This window comes from Marinobacter sp. M3C (assembly GCF_023311895.1).
Lineage (GTDB): Bacteria > Pseudomonadota > Gammaproteobacteria > Pseudomonadales > Oleiphilaceae > Marinobacter.
The window spans coordinates 1,573,251-1,590,225 of sequence record NZ_CP092284.1; the positions used below are offsets into that span (position 1 = coordinate 1,573,251).

17 protein-coding genes are annotated in these 16,975 nt (G+C 54.4%); 5 read left to right on the plus strand and 12 right to left on the minus strand.

Annotated features, from left to right (window positions below; all coding sequences use genetic code 11):
- Window positions 1–39: 39 nt before the first annotated feature.
- Window positions 40–327 (plus strand): BrnT family toxin, encoded by a 288-nt coding sequence (locus MIH18_RS07145; RefSeq protein ID WP_249014222.1) that lies wholly within the window; start codon window positions 40–42, stop codon window positions 325–327.
- Complete coding sequence (locus MIH18_RS07150) at window positions 324–539, plus strand: BrnA antitoxin family protein (protein WP_249014223.1); 216 nt, start codon at window positions 324–326, stop codon at window positions 537–539. The genes MIH18_RS07145 and MIH18_RS07150 overlap by 4 nt, the downstream gene beginning before the upstream one ends.
- A 61-nt stretch (window positions 540–600) precedes the next feature.
- Here the strand turns inward: MIH18_RS07150 and fliS are convergent, their stop codons facing one another.
- From fliS to MIH18_RS23930, 4 genes are all read right to left on the minus strand, one after another.
- Window positions 601–999, minus strand: a complete 399-nt coding sequence (gene fliS / locus MIH18_RS07155) for a flagellar export chaperone FliS (RefSeq protein WP_249014224.1) — start codon at window positions 997–999, stop codon at window positions 601–603.
- A gap of 57 nt (window positions 1,000–1,056) precedes the next feature.
- The gene (gene fliD, locus MIH18_RS07160) at window positions 1,057–3,039 is read right to left on the minus strand and encodes a flagellar filament capping protein FliD (RefSeq protein WP_249014225.1); all 1,983 of its coding nucleotides are present in this window, start codon (window positions 3,037–3,039) and stop codon (window positions 1,057–1,059) included.
- A gap of 277 nt (window positions 3,040–3,316) precedes the next feature.
- Entirely contained in the window at window positions 3,317–3,799 is a 483-nt protein-coding gene (locus tag MIH18_RS07165; protein ID WP_249007899.1) for a flagellar protein FlaG, read from the minus strand.
- A 69-nt stretch (window positions 3,800–3,868) separates the two neighbouring features.
- Entirely contained in the window at window positions 3,869–5,773 is a 1,905-nt protein-coding gene (locus MIH18_RS23930) for a flagellin (protein ID WP_283164853.1), read from the minus strand.
- Window positions 5,774–6,169: 396 nt separating this feature from the next.
- On the opposite strand from MIH18_RS23930, the gene MIH18_RS23935 reads away from it, so the two are divergent.
- Window positions 6,170–8,353: a flagellin gene (locus tag MIH18_RS23935; protein ID WP_283164854.1), complete on the plus strand. Its 2,184-nt coding sequence runs from the start codon at window positions 6,170–6,172 to the stop codon at window positions 8,351–8,353.
- Between the two features lie 139 nt (window positions 8,354–8,492).
- Here the strand turns inward: MIH18_RS23935 and MIH18_RS07190 are convergent, their stop codons facing one another.
- The 5 genes from MIH18_RS07190 to MIH18_RS07210 all read right to left on the minus strand — a co-directional run bounded on the left by MIH18_RS07190 (window position 8,493) and on the right by MIH18_RS07210 (window position 11,312).
- On the minus strand, window positions 8,493–8,834 hold the full coding sequence (locus tag MIH18_RS07190) for a type II toxin-antitoxin system HicB family antitoxin (RefSeq protein ID WP_249014226.1): 342 nt from the start codon (window positions 8,832–8,834) through the stop codon (window positions 8,493–8,495).
- Window positions 8,831–9,097 (minus strand): hypothetical protein, encoded by a 267-nt coding sequence (locus MIH18_RS07195; RefSeq protein WP_249014227.1) that lies wholly within the window; start codon window positions 9,095–9,097, stop codon window positions 8,831–8,833. The genes MIH18_RS07190 and MIH18_RS07195 overlap by 4 nt, the downstream gene beginning before the upstream one ends.
- 236 nt (window positions 9,098–9,333) lie before the next feature.
- Window positions 9,334–10,743: a plasmid pRiA4b ORF-3 family protein gene (locus MIH18_RS07200; protein ID WP_249014228.1), complete on the minus strand. Its 1,410-nt coding sequence runs from the start codon at window positions 10,741–10,743 to the stop codon at window positions 9,334–9,336.
- Between the two features lie 58 nt (window positions 10,744–10,801).
- Window positions 10,802–11,056 carry a BrnA antitoxin family protein gene (locus MIH18_RS07205; RefSeq protein ID WP_249014229.1) on the minus strand — a complete coding sequence of 85 codons (255 nt, stop codon included), beginning with the start codon at window positions 11,054–11,056 and terminating at the stop codon, window positions 10,802–10,804.
- A complete protein-coding gene (locus tag MIH18_RS07210) occupies window positions 11,040–11,312 on the minus strand; it encodes a BrnT family toxin (RefSeq protein WP_249007892.1) in 273 nt (90 codons plus the stop codon). The genes MIH18_RS07205 and MIH18_RS07210 overlap by 17 nt, the downstream gene beginning before the upstream one ends.
- A 437-nt stretch (window positions 11,313–11,749) precedes the next feature.
- On the opposite strand from MIH18_RS07210, the gene MIH18_RS07215 reads away from it, so the two are divergent.
- Window positions 11,750–12,046, plus strand: coding sequence for a type II toxin-antitoxin system RelE/ParE family toxin (locus tag MIH18_RS07215; RefSeq protein WP_249007891.1), 297 nt, complete (start codon window positions 11,750–11,752; stop codon window positions 12,044–12,046).
- A gap of 12 nt (window positions 12,047–12,058) precedes the next feature.
- Complete coding sequence (locus tag MIH18_RS07220) at window positions 12,059–12,394, plus strand: addiction module antidote protein (RefSeq protein ID WP_249007890.1); 336 nt, start codon at window positions 12,059–12,061, stop codon at window positions 12,392–12,394.
- A gap of 65 nt (window positions 12,395–12,459) precedes the next feature.
- Here the strand turns inward: MIH18_RS07220 and recJ are convergent, their stop codons facing one another.
- Genes recJ through MIH18_RS07235 form a run of 3 tightly spaced genes read right to left on the minus strand, consistent with a single transcriptional unit; the run spans window position 12,460 to window position 16,924 of the window.
- Window positions 12,460–14,190, minus strand: coding sequence for a single-stranded-DNA-specific exonuclease RecJ (gene recJ / locus MIH18_RS07225; RefSeq protein WP_249007889.1), 1,731 nt, complete (start codon window positions 14,188–14,190; stop codon window positions 12,460–12,462).
- Window positions 14,191–14,195: 5 nt separating this feature from the next.
- The gene (gene thrC / locus MIH18_RS07230; RefSeq protein WP_249014230.1) at window positions 14,196–15,596 is read right to left on the minus strand and encodes a threonine synthase; all 1,401 of its coding nucleotides are present in this window, start codon (window positions 15,594–15,596) and stop codon (window positions 14,196–14,198) included.
- Between the two features lie 26 nt (window positions 15,597–15,622).
- Window positions 15,623–16,924 (minus strand): homoserine dehydrogenase, encoded by a 1,302-nt coding sequence (locus tag MIH18_RS07235; RefSeq protein ID WP_249014231.1) that lies wholly within the window; start codon window positions 16,922–16,924, stop codon window positions 15,623–15,625.
- Between the last annotated feature and the right edge of the window lie 51 nt (window positions 16,925–16,975).

Consider the following 16,975-nt stretch of genomic DNA (forward strand, 5'->3'; position numbering starts at 1 on the left):
GGCTATTGACTCCCAGCGCCGCGTACATACACTGTACGTATGATTAAATTCGAATGGAATCGAACAAAAGCCGCCTCAAGTGAGAAAAAGCATGGAGTAAACTTCGAAGAGGCACAAAGCGTGTTTTTCGATGAGCTTGCCGTCCAGTTTTTTGACGAAGAAAACTCAGTTCATGAGGACAGGTTTATTATGCTGGGAACAAGCGCCCTAGGCAGGCTAGTACTTGTCTGTCACTGTGAGCGCAAAGGAGGCAGCGTAATCCGGATAATTTCAGCAAGGAAGGCAACCGTTACAGAACGCACTCATTACCATGGTGGCCTGTCATGAAAGCAGAATACGATCTCTCATCTATGAAATCGCGGCCCAATCCTTATGCGGCACGGCTGAAAAAGCCGATAACTATGAGGCTGGGCGAAGACGTACTGAATTATTTTAAAGAAATGGCCAGCGAAACCGGCGTCCCTTATCAGACCCTGATTAACTTATATTTAAGGGACTGTATGGCTAACAAACGAACCATAGACATTCGCTGGGATTGACCTGATCCCCAATTGCACAAGTCCCCACCCCTATAAGTGAAGCGGGGGCTTTCCGCACAAATCAAACAGCCTGGGCCTGGGCAACCACTTCGTTGCGAATGCCGTCCCAGCCTTCTTTTACGGCGTGCAGCAGGCTAGCCACTTCGTCCAGCTTGGCAATGTCATTTTTGGCGTTGGCTTCGAACAGAGTACGCTCCATGTAATCGTACAACCCTTCCAGCCTGGCTGATAGCTCGCCGCCTTTTTCAAAGTCCAGAAAGTTGCGTAAGCCTCCAATAATTTCAATAGCCTTGATTATCAGCTTGCCCTTACCTTCAAAATCTTTGGCTTGCATACGGGCTTTGGCCATATTGATGCGCTCCAGCGCACCGTTATACAGCAGCTGAATCAACCGGTGCGGGTCGGCATCGGTGATGCTGGTTTGGGTGTTTATCTGCTGGTATGCTTTTAAACCTTTCATTGGTAACCTCGTTTCTCGCCGGCTGCGCCGGACTTATCAAAGCGTTAGCCGGAATGACTACTTGTTGAAATTCTGCGGTGCCAGCGCTTCGAGCTGCTGGGTTACAAAATCGCGGGTGTTGTTGAGCTGCGAAATCAGCGAATCGGCGGCGCTGAACTGCTTCACCAAACGCTCGCGGTAGGATTCAATGCGAATATCCAGCTTTATCTGATTTTCCTGAATCTCTCTCAGGTCGCGGCTCAAGCTGCTGGTGCGGGATTCCAGCGCGCCATCCGAACCCACGAAGCTATTCACCAAATCAACGGTGTTTTTACCCAAGCCCTGGACAAAATTGATAGAACCGCGGGAACCGGTCTGGTCACCTAGAATGCGGACTTGCAAGCCCGATGCCGGACCGGAATCGCTACCCAGGAACAGAACCTGGCCATCACCCTCTGCAACCTTGCCGCCAATGGTGCCGGCCACATTTTGGCCAGTGGTTCCACTAGCGCCAGTCAGGCCAAAAGCATCAGCATCTTCTTGCGAGCTAATACTAACGTTGGATTCAGAGCCGTATTTACCGGATGTAAATACAAGCTTATTGTCACTGTCCAGCGACACCTGTACCGATTCGCCAGAGGCGTTCAGGGCTGCGTTACTGTTTAACTGGGCCTGAATGTCGTCTACCAGCGCCTGAGCCGTAACACCCGTGCCCTGAGTAAGCTTCAGGTTTACCGTAGTTTCGCCATTGACCGTTAGTGCAAACTCATCGTTTGTGTCCGTCACATCAACTGACGATGCCAATGCAGAGCCCGCAGTCAGCTGGCCCCGGGTAGCCGCCTGGGTAACATTGATATCGTACCGGCCCGGCTGAGTGCTCAATCCACTGCGCACAAACTCCACCTGGCCATCGGTCGTTCTGCCCTGCTCGGCAAACAGCGCGGTTACATCGTCCGGATTGTTCTTGAGCTGGGTTTCGAAAATACTGCGATCAAACTCCAAAGTGCCGGTATTCGGATCGGTCTTTATGCCCACGTCGGCCAGGCTGCGCACGTTGGCGTTTTCCAGCCCGGGCACGACACCGGTCAGCACTTGCCGTAGCTGGCTCTGCAGAGCCCGCACGGTGCTGTCGCCAGTCAACAGACTACCGACGCCCGCTTCGGCATTAAAGCCCGCCAGGCTATCGATGGTGACCTGCAATGCGTTGAACTTTTCAACAAAGCCCTGAACACGATCGGTAACGGCACCCACGTCCTGGCTGACTTTGACGGTGGAAGTGCCAATGTCCTTGATGTCGAACGACAGACCATCAATCACATTTTCGAAACTGTTGGTGGAACGGGTAACGTCAATACCGTTGATGCTCATAACCGCATCGGTAGCGACGATACTTTCTCTAAAACCCGTTCCTGCTCCCGCTTCGATACTGGCGTCAAAGGCAAATCGGGAAAGGTCGGCGCCATCGGCATTATCGCTGTCGGCGGCCGTGATGCTCATCGCATTAGCCGTACCGGTTTCATCTGCTGACAGCACTAACTGAAAGCCATTACCCGTATCAATAACGCCGGCGGACACACCCACACCCGCATCGTTAATAGCGTTGGCAAGACCTTGCAAAGAATTGTTGCTGCTGTCGATCGTGATGTTGGCGGTTTTGTCACCCACGGCGATGGTCAGTTTGCCTTCGCCCACGGAGGTGGTGTCGCGATCGGCGAACACGTCTTGCGATGCCAATGCCTGAGCGGTGGCCAAGCTGGTGACATCCAGGCTATAGCTGCCGCGACTGGCTTTGGCGCTGTCTACCGATACACCGATATCTTCATTGGATGAGGTAGCGGAAAAGGCCTTCAGGTTGCCGGCAGAACTTAGCTGGCGCATGGGCAAGCGCAGCTCGGTGACGGCACTGCGCAACTTGCCATAGGCAGACAGCATCGCCTCTGACTGCTGGGTTTGCCGGGTAAACCGGTTGTCAGCAGGTGCGCGCTCTGCCTTAACCAACTGATCTACCAAGTCTGACGTTAACACGCCAGAGCCAATTCCCAGTGATGAAATATTTGCCATACCAATGCCTCCTTGAAGGCGCCAATCACTTCGTACTTTGGTTAACGGCCGCAAGCGGCAAAACTTTGCCCCTCTCGGCAAATATATTTCTGGGGCCGGGGACCAGGGGACAGACTTCAAGTCTGTCCCCGCCTTACCTTACCGCCTTACCGAGACCGGGGACGGACTTAAGTCCGTCCCCTACCTAAAACCAGAGCACCGCCAGCCCATTAAGGGTGCGGCGGTGCTGAATAATCATTGCCAACATCAAATCAAAAGCGGCAACTCTTTACACTTTTTATACCTTGATGTTAAACAACGTCAGCGGTTCGTCCTGCTGCAATTTCTCTGCCAACCTTAACGCTAGCTCATCAGGTATTTGCCGAATCACTTGCTGGGTTTTCTGGTCCACCACTCTTACGATGGTCTGGCCCAACTCGCTGTCTACCTCGAACTGCAAATCCCGCTGTACATTCTGAACATAGCTGTTCAGTTGCGATACCGCACTGGTCAGCTGCTCTTTCTGCGATTCAATCAATTCCCTGGCCTGTGTGGCCTGGTCAGCTGCAGTCAGAGTTTGTTGCTGCACCACATTCACATTGCCCACTAAAGGCGAGCCCTTCACGCTCGCGGCGGAACTTTGGCTGACAGCGAAGCTATTGGCAACAGAGCCCGCGGCACGCATACCTTCAGCAGAAGATGACGACAGTGCCCGAGCCGGAACAGCCTCGCCGGAGCGAGCCAGTTTCAGATCCGTACTGTTCAGGGTAACGTCATTCATAGCTTACCTCACTGTACTCAAACGGCTTAAAACCGGAGCCCGAAGGCTCCAGCTGTTACCGCTAACCCCTTACTGCAGGAGGGACAAAACCTGCTGCGGACGGGCGTTGGCCTGAGCCAGAACCGAAATACCAGCCTGCTGCAGTACCTGAGACTTGGCCAGCGCCGCCGTTTCCGAGGCGAAGTCTGCGTCCAGAATACGGCTGTTGGCCGCTGACAGGTTTTCCACTGACGTGCTTAGGTTGGCAATGGTGGACTCAAAGCGGTTCTGGATGGCACCAAAGGTGCTGCGCAGGTCGCTGATTGAGGTCAGCGCCGCATCGACACGCTGGATAGTCGTATTGGCGCCATCCACAGTGAGCACGTCGGCGTCTTGAAGGTTGCCTGACACGGCATTTGCGCCGGTGCTAAAGACGGTGCTGGCACCACCTGTGGCTGCTACAGTGATGGCTTCACCGGACGTGATGGTGAGCACATTATCGTCACCCAACACGGCGTTTGCGTTACCACCCAGTGCCGTGTTCACACCATCCACGAAGGACTGAACCGTGCTGTAGGTGCCGGCGGCAACCGCTAACGCATCGCGATCACCAAACTGGAAGGTGAGGTCGTTGGCGGCCAGGGTTACAGTGCTTGCGGCCACACCTGTTACCTCAGCGACACCGGCTGCAGTGCTGCCTGCGACGTTTTCATCTGTAATCGTCGAAGCGTTGGTGCCACCGATTGTGAAACTACCGGCAAAGTTGCTCGCGTCAGTAAGAACAACATTGCCACCATCAACCGCGGCCGTGAAGGTGGCTGCGCCATAACCGGTTGCACTCGTAATCGCGCCGGCAAGATCTGTCGCCGAGGTGATATCGCTATTGAGCATTACTGTTATTTCGTTGCCTTCAGGATCAGCTATTGTGAATGTCCTGTTGGCAGAAGTGTCTTCAGTTGTACCCGTTGTTGCGTCAAGGTTGTTGGTTGTGGTGAGTGTGCCGGAAGCAGTACCGATGACATTGTCGTTAGCACTGGGCACACCGTCAGCACCGTACGTGAGGGTCAATGTGTCGGATACTACTGATGCTGTAACATCGTCAAGCGCTGTAAAGGCGGCATCAGTATCGGCCTTGTAAGCAGCAATACCGGCTTCTAGCGCCGTGGCAGTGGTCGCTAAGTCCAACGGTGTAGTCGTCATATCTCTGGTTATAGTGACATTGTTAGCGTCAACAACAGTTTCCCCAGCAGCATCACCCTGCTCAAAGGTAAACTTCACCCCATTGATGTCAATGCTGTCTGTAGCAGCAGCAGCCGTACCAACCTCAATCGTCGATGTGCCTGCCGTTGTCGTCCCCGTGCTTTGGTAGTCGGCAATCAGGTTAGTCGCATCAATGGCATACGTTGCCGGCGAGCCCGTTACCGCAGTAACTCCCTCGGCAATCACTGTGCTCAGAGCCACTGATACCGCCTGGGCGACACCGCCAATAGCATCAGTACGCACGCTGGCGTTAAGATCGAGACCAATGGTTTCACCCACGTTGGCGCCCACCTGGAATACGGCGTCACCGAAGCTGCCGTCGAGTACTTTCAAACCGTTGAAAGCAGTCTGCCCAGCAATACGATTTACTTCTTCAATGCGCTGCTGGACTTCCTCGTTCAGTGCTTCGCGGTCGTAAGAACTGTTGGTGGAGTTGGCAGACTGAACAGCCAGTTCACGGATACGCTGCAGGTTGTTGGTCACCTCGTTCAGCGCACCTTCAGCTGTCTGCGACAGAGAGATTGCGTCATTGGCGTTACGCACAGCAACGTTCAAACCGGAGATTTGCGAGGTAAACCGTGTAGAGATCGCCAAACCAGCCGCATCGTCTTTAGCCGAGTTAATGCGCAGGCCGGAAGAAAGACGCTGCAAGGCCTGATCGTTCATGCCCTGTGACTTGCTCAGCTGATTCTGGGCGTTGAGTGATGCGACGTTGGTGTTGATTCCGAGAGCCATGGTGAATCTCCTTCGACTGTGTAGTCGTTATTGCGTGAAAGAGGTCTGGCGTTCTCTTTTAGTTTGGAGCGCCGCCCTGTTATTTCACTTAACGGCACATCCCCCGGTTCCTTTAGGTTGATTTCTAAAAACTTTGTAAAGGAATGTAACTTGCTCAAAAAAGCGGCAAGGCACTGCCGACCGACCTGCCAGAAAATCGCCGCGGCCATCAGGGCCGCAATGCCCCCTTTTATCACTTTCCTATGTAAAACAGACCTCTGTCAGCACTATCTACGTTCTGGCATGGCTTTCGCATTGGTTAAGACCAAACGGCAACTATTTGAATTTTGTCGGCCAGGGATTCTGTTATTTGCACCGCCCTGTTCCGGCCCTTAAACAAGCGCAGGGAGACATGCTATGCCTCAAGTCATTAATACCAACATCGCGTCGCTGAACGCACAGCGGAATTTGAACGCCTCACAAACGCAGGCGAATACGGCCCTTGAGCGCTTGTCTTCCGGACTGCGCATTAACTCAGCCAAGGATGACGCGGCTGGCCTCGCCATCTCTACGCGCTTTCAGGCTCAGATTACCGGCCTGAACATGGCTCAGCGCAATGCCAACGATGGTATTTCCCTGGCGCAGACGGCCGAAGGTGCCATGGATGAAATCACCAATAACATGCAGCGCATTCGTGAACTGGCGGTGCAGTCAGCCAACGCCACTAACAGCTCTTTCGATCGTGAGGCTCTGAATGATGAAGTCAAGCAGCGGCTTGATGAAATCGACCGCATTTCTACGCAAACTGCGTTCAATGGCTTGAAGGTACTTGATGGTACGTTTGGTACGCAGACTTTTCAGGTAGGTGCCAATGCCGGTGAAACAATTGGCATTAGTGGGCTGGATTCCCGGGGTAGCCAGATCGGGGGGGTCATTTCTCGAACAGCCAACCTGCTTACCCAACCGCTGGGCTCCGGAGCAGCTGGAGAATTGTCCCTCGACACCTCCGGACTGGATCTCACCGCAACGATCACAGCGGACATTACCCTGGGCGGTGAGGCGCTGACCGTCGACACCAGCTCTGTGGCCAATGCGGGCACGCTGGCGACTGCTATCAACAATGCCATTACCGCCAACGGCAACCTGACAGGCGTAACTGCAGCCGCCTCTGATGACGGCAACTCCATCGTGTTTTCCAACACCACTGATGCCGCCGTGACGGCTGCCGTCACCCTCACCGACGACACCGGCACTCAGGTCTCCGTCACCGGCATTGATCTGACTCCGTTAGCAGCTGCCACTGTCACTCCGAATCCTGAAGAGTTGTTCAGTGCGACCGACCTCGGCACACTGACTCTCACATCGGACACAACGGTTACTTTTGATTTCGATGATGGCTCGACAACCGGCAGCGTCACTGCCGTCTTGGCGGCGAATGGCAGTAACGACATTAATGCGTTAGCCACCGCAATCAATAATCAGTTGCAAACGGACGGCCTTGCTAGTGACCTAGAGGCGGTTGTAAACGGTAGTGCCATCGATATTCAAAACAAGACCGGAGGCACCAGCTACAGTCTCTCCAGTATTCAGGCCGTTGATAACGACACGCCCACTACGATCAACACCGCCGGCCCCCTTACCGTGGCCTCTGGTGCCCTAGTAGGTGAAACCCAAGCCCTGACCGGCGATATCTCTACACTGGGTTTCAACTCCGGCGTGACGGGTTCTTTTGATGTCGCCGGAACCGCCGTTAACTTTGAACTGGCAGCCGGAGCCAACACCGTTGCAAGCCTGGCGACAGCAATTTCTGGCCAGCTTACCGCAGATGGACTAACCGACCTGAGCGTAGCTGTAAGCGGTAACACTCTTGAAATAACCAACAGCAACACCGGCACCTCCTACACTATCGCGAACTTCACCGCTGCTGACGGCGGCACAGCAAACGGCTCTGTCACCAGCACGACTCCCATCGATGCCGCCGCAGGGCTGACACTCGCCCAAAGCTTTGAAAGCGGCAACAGCGTCACGTTTGACGTCGACGTTGATGGAACAGCGTTTCAGATTGAGGCACGGTCACTCAATGATATCGTCGCGAAAATCAACTCACTGACCGTAGAGACCGGCATTCGCGCCAACCTAAACGCTGCCAATGAAAGTATCATTTTTTCCTCCCCGTTTGGTGAAAGCTACGACGTCTCGATTACAAGCCCCAATCTTCTCAAAGCGGATGGCATAACGCCCCGCATCAACGAGGTCCTGAATGCGACGCCCGCAAACAACACCGTCTCCGTGAACGATCTCGCAATCGACACCGCCGCTGGCGCCGAAGAGACCCTGGTTGCGATCGATTACGCCTTCGACAAGATCAACGGCTTCCGGGCGGAACTGGGCGCCCTACAGAACCGCTTCGAGTCCACCATTGCCAACCTGAGTACCACCTCTGAGAACCTGTCGGCCGCTAACAGCCGGATCCGCGACGCGGATTTTGCAGCAGAAACAGCGGAACTGGCCCGCACCCAGGTACTTCAGTCAGCAGGCCTGTCGGTGCTGGCCCAGGCCAATGCGCGGCCGCAGCAGGTATTGCAGTTGCTGCAGGGTTAATCGCCGAAAGCAGACGGAAAGGCAAAGCCGGGACAGATTTCAAATCTGTCCCCTCGAGCAGAGTTTAGGCGGGCTGGGACGGATTTAAAATCCGTCCCAAGTCTTACGTGAGAAAATCTGTCCCGCGTTTTTAGGCAAGCTATTGTGGAACTACGAATTTTTCAACGGCTCTCTGAACAGCTTCATTTAATCCAAGCCCCTCATCCGCAGCTTTCATCGCCAGCTTCTGATGCAAGTCCCGTCCGATTCGGATATTAAATGATCCCTTGAAAGGCTTGTTCGGCAAAATACCCATGCTTTCACAATCCGCCAAGTATTCGCCCACGGAGGTCTTGAACTCTGCCTCCAGGCCTCTCAGGTTTTCTGCTTCATAAGTCACCAGATCGCTTATAAAAAGAAGCTTTCCGTAGAGCACACCCTGCTCTAAATCATGCTCTATAGAGCCAACCTGCCCTTTATATTTCATGACATTGCTATTCATAAAAGACCCCACGCTTTTAAAACCTGCACAACATCTTTAACCATTAACGGGCCGCACACGTTCTCTGGATGTGGTCTGTGCAGCTTGATCATTACGCCTCGCTTATCCGGCTCCAGCTGCAGATAGAAGCGCACTCTGGAGCCATTACCCTGCTCTTCTTCAAACTCCAGCGTTAGCAGAAAGCCACGAAGCTCAGACCAGGCTATGTTTTTAGGGGTCGGCTTTCGGAGCAGCCTAACTGCGAACTTTTCCTTGTTTACCATGCGATCATCCTGATCAGGTTTTGCAACTAATATATAGTTGCACGCAAGGTTATGCAACCGCATTGCATGTCGGCCAGTTGGCCGCCAGTTTGACCACCACTACAACACTACAAACGAAACCGGGGACAGATTTGAAATCTGCCCCGTAAGCGAAACGCGGAGTTCGGCGATCAGCGCGGACAGATAGGGGTCAGACCGGACACACCGGGGACGGATTTGAAATCCGTCCCCTTTTTTTACGCCCGCACAAACATTCCTTCAAACAACGTCGTTCGTCGCATCATTTGTTTATCTGCTTCCCGAAACTCGGCCTGCTCCGGGTTTCGCTCTATCAGGCCGAGTATTCGGTAAAGTTCCAGCATTCTAGCGTCTAGCGCCCATTTGGCCTGCTGCTCCTCACTTATGTAAGCGCTGGGCTGGGCACCACGAGGCAACTGCGGAAAGGCTTTAAGCATGTCAGCCAGATATTCGTGCACCGGCCGCCACTGGTCACCTTTTTCTGACAGCAACCAGAAACAGAACGGGGCAACATATTGCACTCCTTCCATGCCTTCACGGTTATCTATCCAGGCCCAGTTTAACTGTGACAGCGCTGTGGAGAAGATGTCCCGATAAAATGTCAGCCAGCCCTTTTTCGCCAGGCGGGTTTGCGCTGTTTTTTTCAGCAGCAGGTGGCCTTTTTCGGTTTTTGTAAAACCGACAAGCTCCAGCAGCACGCGGGTAAGGTGGACACCCAGAACGTGTTCCTCTGACCGTGCTTTGCCAAATCTGGCCATGGGAAAAACAATCTCCTCGCCACCGGCTTGAATCATGGCTTGAACCTGCTTCAAAGGCAGGTTGCCTTTGCTGGTCAGGCGAATGCCTTTTCCTTCCATGGCGGCGATCAACACTTTTGCCATGCGGACAACCGGCGCGGTATCGAGCACCTGGTTCACGACTTCTGCGTTGAATAGTGGTTTGAATACTGCGGGGCAATTGAAGGGACTTTGCAGAAGTTCATGCATCTGGTTAGGGCTAAGGCCGCAGAAATCGATGGCTGCCATCGGCGGTTCATCATAAGCGTATTGAGCAAACAGGGCATGGCGTTCATGAAGGTCTTCGTTGATCTGATTCAGGTTCACATATTCGGGGTCGAACCACTCGCCGCCACGCCATTCCCGCATCGCAGCGTGCTCGGGATGAGTGGCGTCTTCCATGGCTCCGAGAAATTCATAGAAGCCCGGTAACCCGCCAACATCCTCTGGCGGGCACTGCCGCACGGCTTTGATGCAACGGGGCAGTGGCTCTTCTTGATCGCTCGGCAGGATCTTTTCCAGCTTTACTTCATGCTCCCAACTGTCGCCAAAGTCATACTCGTACATCAGCGCCTGCCCTTCTCTAGCCAGCAGGCTGGAGACCGCTACGGCGGATTCGTCCTCTACGTTCAGCATGCTGTCTTCGTCTTCGGCCAGGTCGCCTAGAAGCGTGCCATCCTGAGCCTGGAACAAATGCAGGTGCGACACCTGCCAGCCCATGGCCAGCTGGATGATGCGGTGAAGATCCTGAAAGGTTGTGTCTGGATCAATCAGTAATCGGCGCCAGATGGGTGGCTGGGCGCCGATGAGTGAGACTTTGATTTGGTAGAGATTGTTACTTTTTTTCGTCACGTAGCCTCCGCAGTTGTATGTAGAAAGCAGGGACAGATTTTAAATCTGTCCCTCTGTATCAGCGCTTCGTAACCTGACTCTCCATGTAATGCCTCAACAATTTATTAATGCGAGTCTGGTACCCTCGTCCCTGCGCCTTAAACCAGACCAGCACATCTTCATCGATTCGCAGAGTCACCGGCTGTTTTGCTGGAATGAGAAGTTCGGCGTTCTGAAAAAATTTATCATCTAGCTCGGAAATATCGCTGGTGTCGATTGCATCGTCTTCCATTTCGGTCAATCGCTTCCAGTCTGTCTTAGATGTTTTGCTCATATAACCTCACCTCTCGTCTGGTCGCTTTTCGGGCAGAAATTATTCGCACCACGCTCTCACGCCTCTCCGTATAAACGACGACGCCAACCATTTCACGCATTAACCCGATCGCTGTCCATCGCTCTTCCCCGTACATAAAGCACTCATCAATCGCTGTCAGCATAGGGTGATTGAACATATCAATCGCATCTCTGAAGTCTATTCCGTGTTTACTGATATTGGCCGCGTTCTTCGAGTCATCCCACTCAAAATACATTACACATCCCTGTAATTACTTCTGTACATACAAATTAACAGGTAGCCCTAAAAAAGACCATCTGTTGCCGCAAATACCAGAGTTGCTGCGCAGTGAAAACCGCCCCAAAAAAGCCCGATTCGGAATCCTCGTCGGGCTTTTTTGTAACTGTTACTGCACTTTTCGAAACCGGAGACAGATTTGAAATCTGTCCCCTCGAGCGAAGTTTGGGATTTGGGGACGGATTTGAAATCCGTCCCCCTATGTATCAGCGCTTTGCAGCCTGGCTTTCCATTCCTGCACTAATCCAATCGCGGCCCACCGTTCTTCCCCATACATTATGAATTGGAGATGAGCATAACGCGTTCACCCTGTTTTCGGGCTCGTCAGACGGAGTGAAATAGGTGTTTCCTTTTATTTAATTTGTATCTATGTATCCGAATGGATACAGTCAGCCTATGAACATTATTCGCCAAAGCAAAACATTCAAAAGCTGGCTGAAGAAGCTGAAAGACCCGATGGGCGTTATCAGCATTGCGCGCCGAATTGAGCGGGCTGAAAATGGCAACTTTGGCGACACCAAAAGTGTTGGCGATTTTGTTAACGAGATGCGTATCCAGACCGTGCCAGGCTACCGGCTGTATTACATCCAGGATGGCGACAGGGTGTATTTCTTACTGGTTGGTGGTGATAAGGCCAGCCAGAATAAAGATATCGAACTGGCCAAGCGCATGGCGGCTGAGCTGCAAAAGTAAGAGGATTTGACCATGGCTATCAACCAAGAAGCGTACAAAAAACACGGTTTCACACCTTTCGATATCACTGAGTTCCTTGATAACGATGAGGTTATCGCGGCTTACTTGTCTGAAGTCATCGAGGATGGCGATAACGATGAACTGCTGAGGGCTCTGGGGCATGTTGCCCGCGCCAGAGGTATGACTGAGATTGCTGGCGCTACCGGGCTGAGCAGAGAGAGCCTTTACAAAGCTCTGAAGCCGGGCGCAAGTCCGCGCTTTGACACCATAAACCGCGTTTTGCACGCCTTGGGCGTTCATTTGCAGGCGGTGCCACCTCCTGTTGGTAAGCAAAACTTTAGGCGTTAGAACCAAGGCTAGACGCACCTTTTGGTGAATCTTTATAACCTCGCACTGCCCCGAAAACCTTGGGGTCAGCGCGGCTCCAGGTAGTCAATCATCAACTGCAGATTGGTTCTGCCGCGGAAGGTATTGGCGTCTGGTTTGTACACCACCCTCACACCCGTAAGGGTGTAGTCCGGCACTTCGGCGCCGGTGTTAAAGGCTATGCCGTCGATGATGTTGCCACCCTCTGTGGGTTGCAACACCAGTTTTAGGTGGTTCTGGCCGACTATGCGCTGGCTGACGACGCTGAATTCGCCGTCGAACAGGGGTTCGGGGAAGTGTTGGCCCCAGGGACCAGCGCGTTTTAGTAAGGCGGCGGTGTCCAGGTTGAGTTCGCTGGCGCTTAGGGGGCCGTCGGTGGTGATGGCGGCTTCCAAGTCTGCGGCTGTTAGCTTGTCGCGTACGGCTTTGTCGAAGGCGTTGGAAAAGGCTTCCAGGTCGCCCGCGGCAAGAGTCATGCCGGCAGCCATGGCGTGGCCGCCGTATTTTTTCAGCAGGCCGGGGTGGCGAGCGTCAACGACCGCTAGGGCATCGCGAATGTGCAGGCCGGGAATGGAGCGGGCGGAGCCTTTTATGTCTTTGCCGTTATCATCCGCTGCGAAAGCAACGGTGGGCCGGTTGGTTTGTTCGCGGATGCGTGCGGCGAGTATGCCGATTACCCCTTGGTGCCAGTCCGGATCAAACAGCGCCAAACCCCAAGGTAAACCTTCCAAATCCAACGACATAGACGCCAGCAAATCCTGAGCTTGGGTTTTCATGCCTTTTTCGATGGTGCGGCGTTCGCGGTTGAAGGTATCCAGCTCTTGCGCCAAGCGGCGGGCTTCGTCTGGGCTTGAAGCCAGCAGGCAGGCGATGCCCACGCTCATATCGTCCAGGCGACCGGCGGCGTTCAGGCGCGGGCCCACTACAAAGCCTAAATCGGTGCTGCCGATGGCCGTGTGGTCGCGGCCTGCTACTTCAAGCAGCGCCAGTATACCGGGGCGAGTTTTGCCCTGACGTATACGGCGCAGGCCCTGTTCTACAAATATGCGGTTGTTGTGATCTAGCGGCACTACGTCGGCCACGGTTCCCAATGCGACCAAGTCCAGCAAAGTGCCAAGATTGGGCTCGGGGTCTGGCAGCCTGCCCTGCTCGCGCAGGTGTTTGCGCAGGGCGGTTAGCACGTAGAACATCACGCCTACGCCGGCGGCGTTTTTGCTGATGAACTCACAACCTGGCTGGTTGGGATTCACAATGGCGTCGGCCTGGGGCAGTTCGTCGCCCGCCAGGTGGTGGTCGGTTACCACCACCAGCATGCCCAATTCGCGGGCGGCGCGCACGCCTTCCACGGCGGCTATGCCGTTATCCACCGTCACAATCAAATCTGGCAGCGGGCCGTCTTCTTGCAAGCGGTAAATAATGCCGGGGGTTAGCCCGTAACCGTCCGAAAACCGGCTGGGTACTTTAAAATCCACGTGCTTTAAGCCCAGCATGCCCAAACCCAATAGGGCGACGGCGGTGCTAGTGGCGCCGTCGGCGTCAAAATCCCCGAGTATCAGCACCCGCTGCTGTTTTTCGATGGCTTCGGCCAGCAATTCTACGGCACGGTCTATGCCCCGTAACTGAAGCGGCGATGCCAAGTGGCGCAGGGTGTAGCTGAGTTGGTCGTCAGAGGTTACACCGCGGGCGGCGTAAAGACGGCGTAATATGGGCGGCAAGTCTTGCCCCCAGCCCGGCACGTTGGCTGGCTGGGGGCGACGCAGGATTTTTTTGGGGGTCATGCCGCTCAGGTGTTTTTCCAGTGCTTGGCAATAAAGGCCTGAACGTCGGCAATATTGTTATCCAGCACAGTGTATTTCTCTTCCCGCTCGAACAGGTCGGCCAGATGCGCCGGCAGTTCAGGCCTGGCGCTCACACCGGATGCTGCTATCGCATCGGGAAATTTCGCCGGGTGGGCGGTGCCCAGGGTAATCATCGGTATGCTGGCATCGCGGCGGCAGTTACGGGCGGCGCGCACGCCAATGGCGGTGTGCGGGTCTAGCAGATATGCGTTCTGCTGGAACACGTCGCGGATGGTGTCGCAGGTGTCTTTGTCGTCTACAGCACTGCTGTCAAACAGACTGCGGGCCTGTTTCCAACGGAAGTCGTCGATGCTGACCGGGCCCTTGGAGGCATCTTCCAGCAGCGTTTTCACTGCGTGGCCATCACGGCCGTGCAGATCAAACAGCAGACGCTCGAAGTTGCTGGACACCATAATGTCCATACTTGGCGAAAGGGTATGCTCCAGATGGTGCTGCTCGTATTTGTTGCCGCTCATAAAGCGATGCAGTATGTCGTTGCGGTTGGTGGCAATCACCAGCTGAGAAATGGGCAGGCCCATTTTCCGCGCCAGGTAACCGGCGAAAATATCGCCAAAGTTACCGGTTGGCACCGAGAACGCCATGCTGCGATCTGGCCCACCCAGAGCCAGAGAGGCATGAAAGTAATACACAATCTGGGCCATGATGCGCGCCCAGTTGATGGAGTTCACCGCCGCCAGCTGAGTTTTTCCACCCAGGAATGACTGGTCACCAAAGCTGGCTTTAACCATGCGCTGGCAGTCATCAAAATTGCCTTTTACGGCAATGTTGTAAATATTATCGCCTTGCACCGTGGTCATCTGCCGGCGCTGTACTTCAGACACGCGCTGGTAAGGGTGCAGTATAAAGATATCCACGTGTTCGCAGCAGCGGCAGCCTTCGATGGCGGCCGAACCGGTGTCGCCAGAGGTAGCGCCCATAATCACTACGTGCTGCTTACGCCGTTCCAGCACGTAGTCCAGCAGGCGGCCCAGCAGTTGCAGTGCGAAGTCTTTGAACGCCAAAGTTGGCCCGTGGAACAATTCCAGCACCCATTCGTTGCTGTCGATCTGTACCAGCGGGGCAATGGCCTTGTGGGCGAAAACGCCGTAGGTGTCGTCCAGCATGGTGCGGAAATCGTCGGCGGGAATGGCGCCTTCCACAAACGGGTACATCACCTTAAACGCCAGTTCGCTGTAGCTTAGGCCGCGCCAGCTGCGAATTTCTTCCAGATTGAACTGGGGCAGGCTTTCGGGCACATACAAGCCGCCGTCTGGCGCCAAGCCGGTTAATAGAACGTCTTCAAAACCCAGTGCGGGCGCTTCACCCCGCGTGCTGATGTATCTCACGTGCGACTACCTGTTAGTGAAAGCTGTTAGTAAAAGTTTTCAGCGCGAATACGAACCACCTGGCCGTCTATGTCTGGCAGGTTTTCCAATTCTGCAATGGCGCCGTTCATCTGCCGTTCCTGCACTGTGTGAGTCAGGATAATCACCGGGATGCGGCCGTCTTTCACTTCGAATTCTTTTTGCATGATGGATTCAATGTTGATGCCGCTGTCGCTCAAAATAGTCGCGATTTTGGCCAGCACACCTGGGCGATCAAACGCGGTGATGCGCAGATAATACGCCGACTGTACGTCTTCCATTTCCAGTACCGGCAGATCTTCCATCGCTTCTGGCGCAAAACCCAGGAAGGGTACGCGTAAGCTGCTGCCGCTGGCGACTATGCGGGCAACGTCGATAATGTCGGCAACCACGGCAGAACCGGTGGCTTCGTCGCCGGCACCCGGGCCGTAGTACATGGTTTGGCCAACGGCGTCGCCGTCTACCAGAATGGCGTTCAGTACGCCGTCTACCTGTGCAATCAGATGGCTCTGGGGCACCAGCGTGGGGTGTACCCGTAGCTCTATGCCGTCTTCGCGGCGGCGGGCAATGCCCAGGTGTTTGATGCGATAGCCCAGCTGTTCAGCGTGGGCGATGTCGTACGGGGTAATTTTAGAGATGCCTTCGGTGTAAGCTTTGTTGAACTGCAGCGGCACACCAAAGCCGGCCGAGGCCAGAATGGTAAGCTTATGGGCAGCATCTATGCCTTCTACGTCAAAGGTGGGGTCGGCTTCGGCGTAACCCAGAGCCTTGGCCTCTTCCAGCACACCGGCGAATTCACGGCCCGCGCGCATTTCGGTCAGAATGTAGTTACCGGTGCCGTTCATAATGCCGGCAATCCAGTCAATGCGGTTGCCCGCCAGGCCTTCGCGGATGGCTTTGATAACCGGAATACCACCGGCCACGCCCGCCTCATAGGCCACGATTACACCGGCTTTTTCAGCCGCGGCAAAAATTTCGGTGCCGTGCTCTGCTATCAATGCTTTGTTGGCGGTAACCACGTGCTTGCCGTTTTTGATCGCGGTCAGCACCAGCTCTTTAGCGGCATCGTAGCCGCCAATCACTTCCACCACAATATCAATGGCAGGATCGTTCACCACGTCATAGACGTCAGTGCTGAAAGGAACCCCGCCCAGGTCGATATCTGTGCGGGGGGTTCGGCTGGCGATGCGGGTAATCTGGATGTTGCACCCGGATCTGCCGGCAATGATCACCGCGTTACGAGTGAGTACCTTGAAGGTTCCGCTGCCCACGGTTCCGAGTCCGCAAATTCCGACACTGACCTGTTTCACTCTTTTACCTCTGATGACGATGGCTGCTGATAGCTGATGATTAAGGCCGCA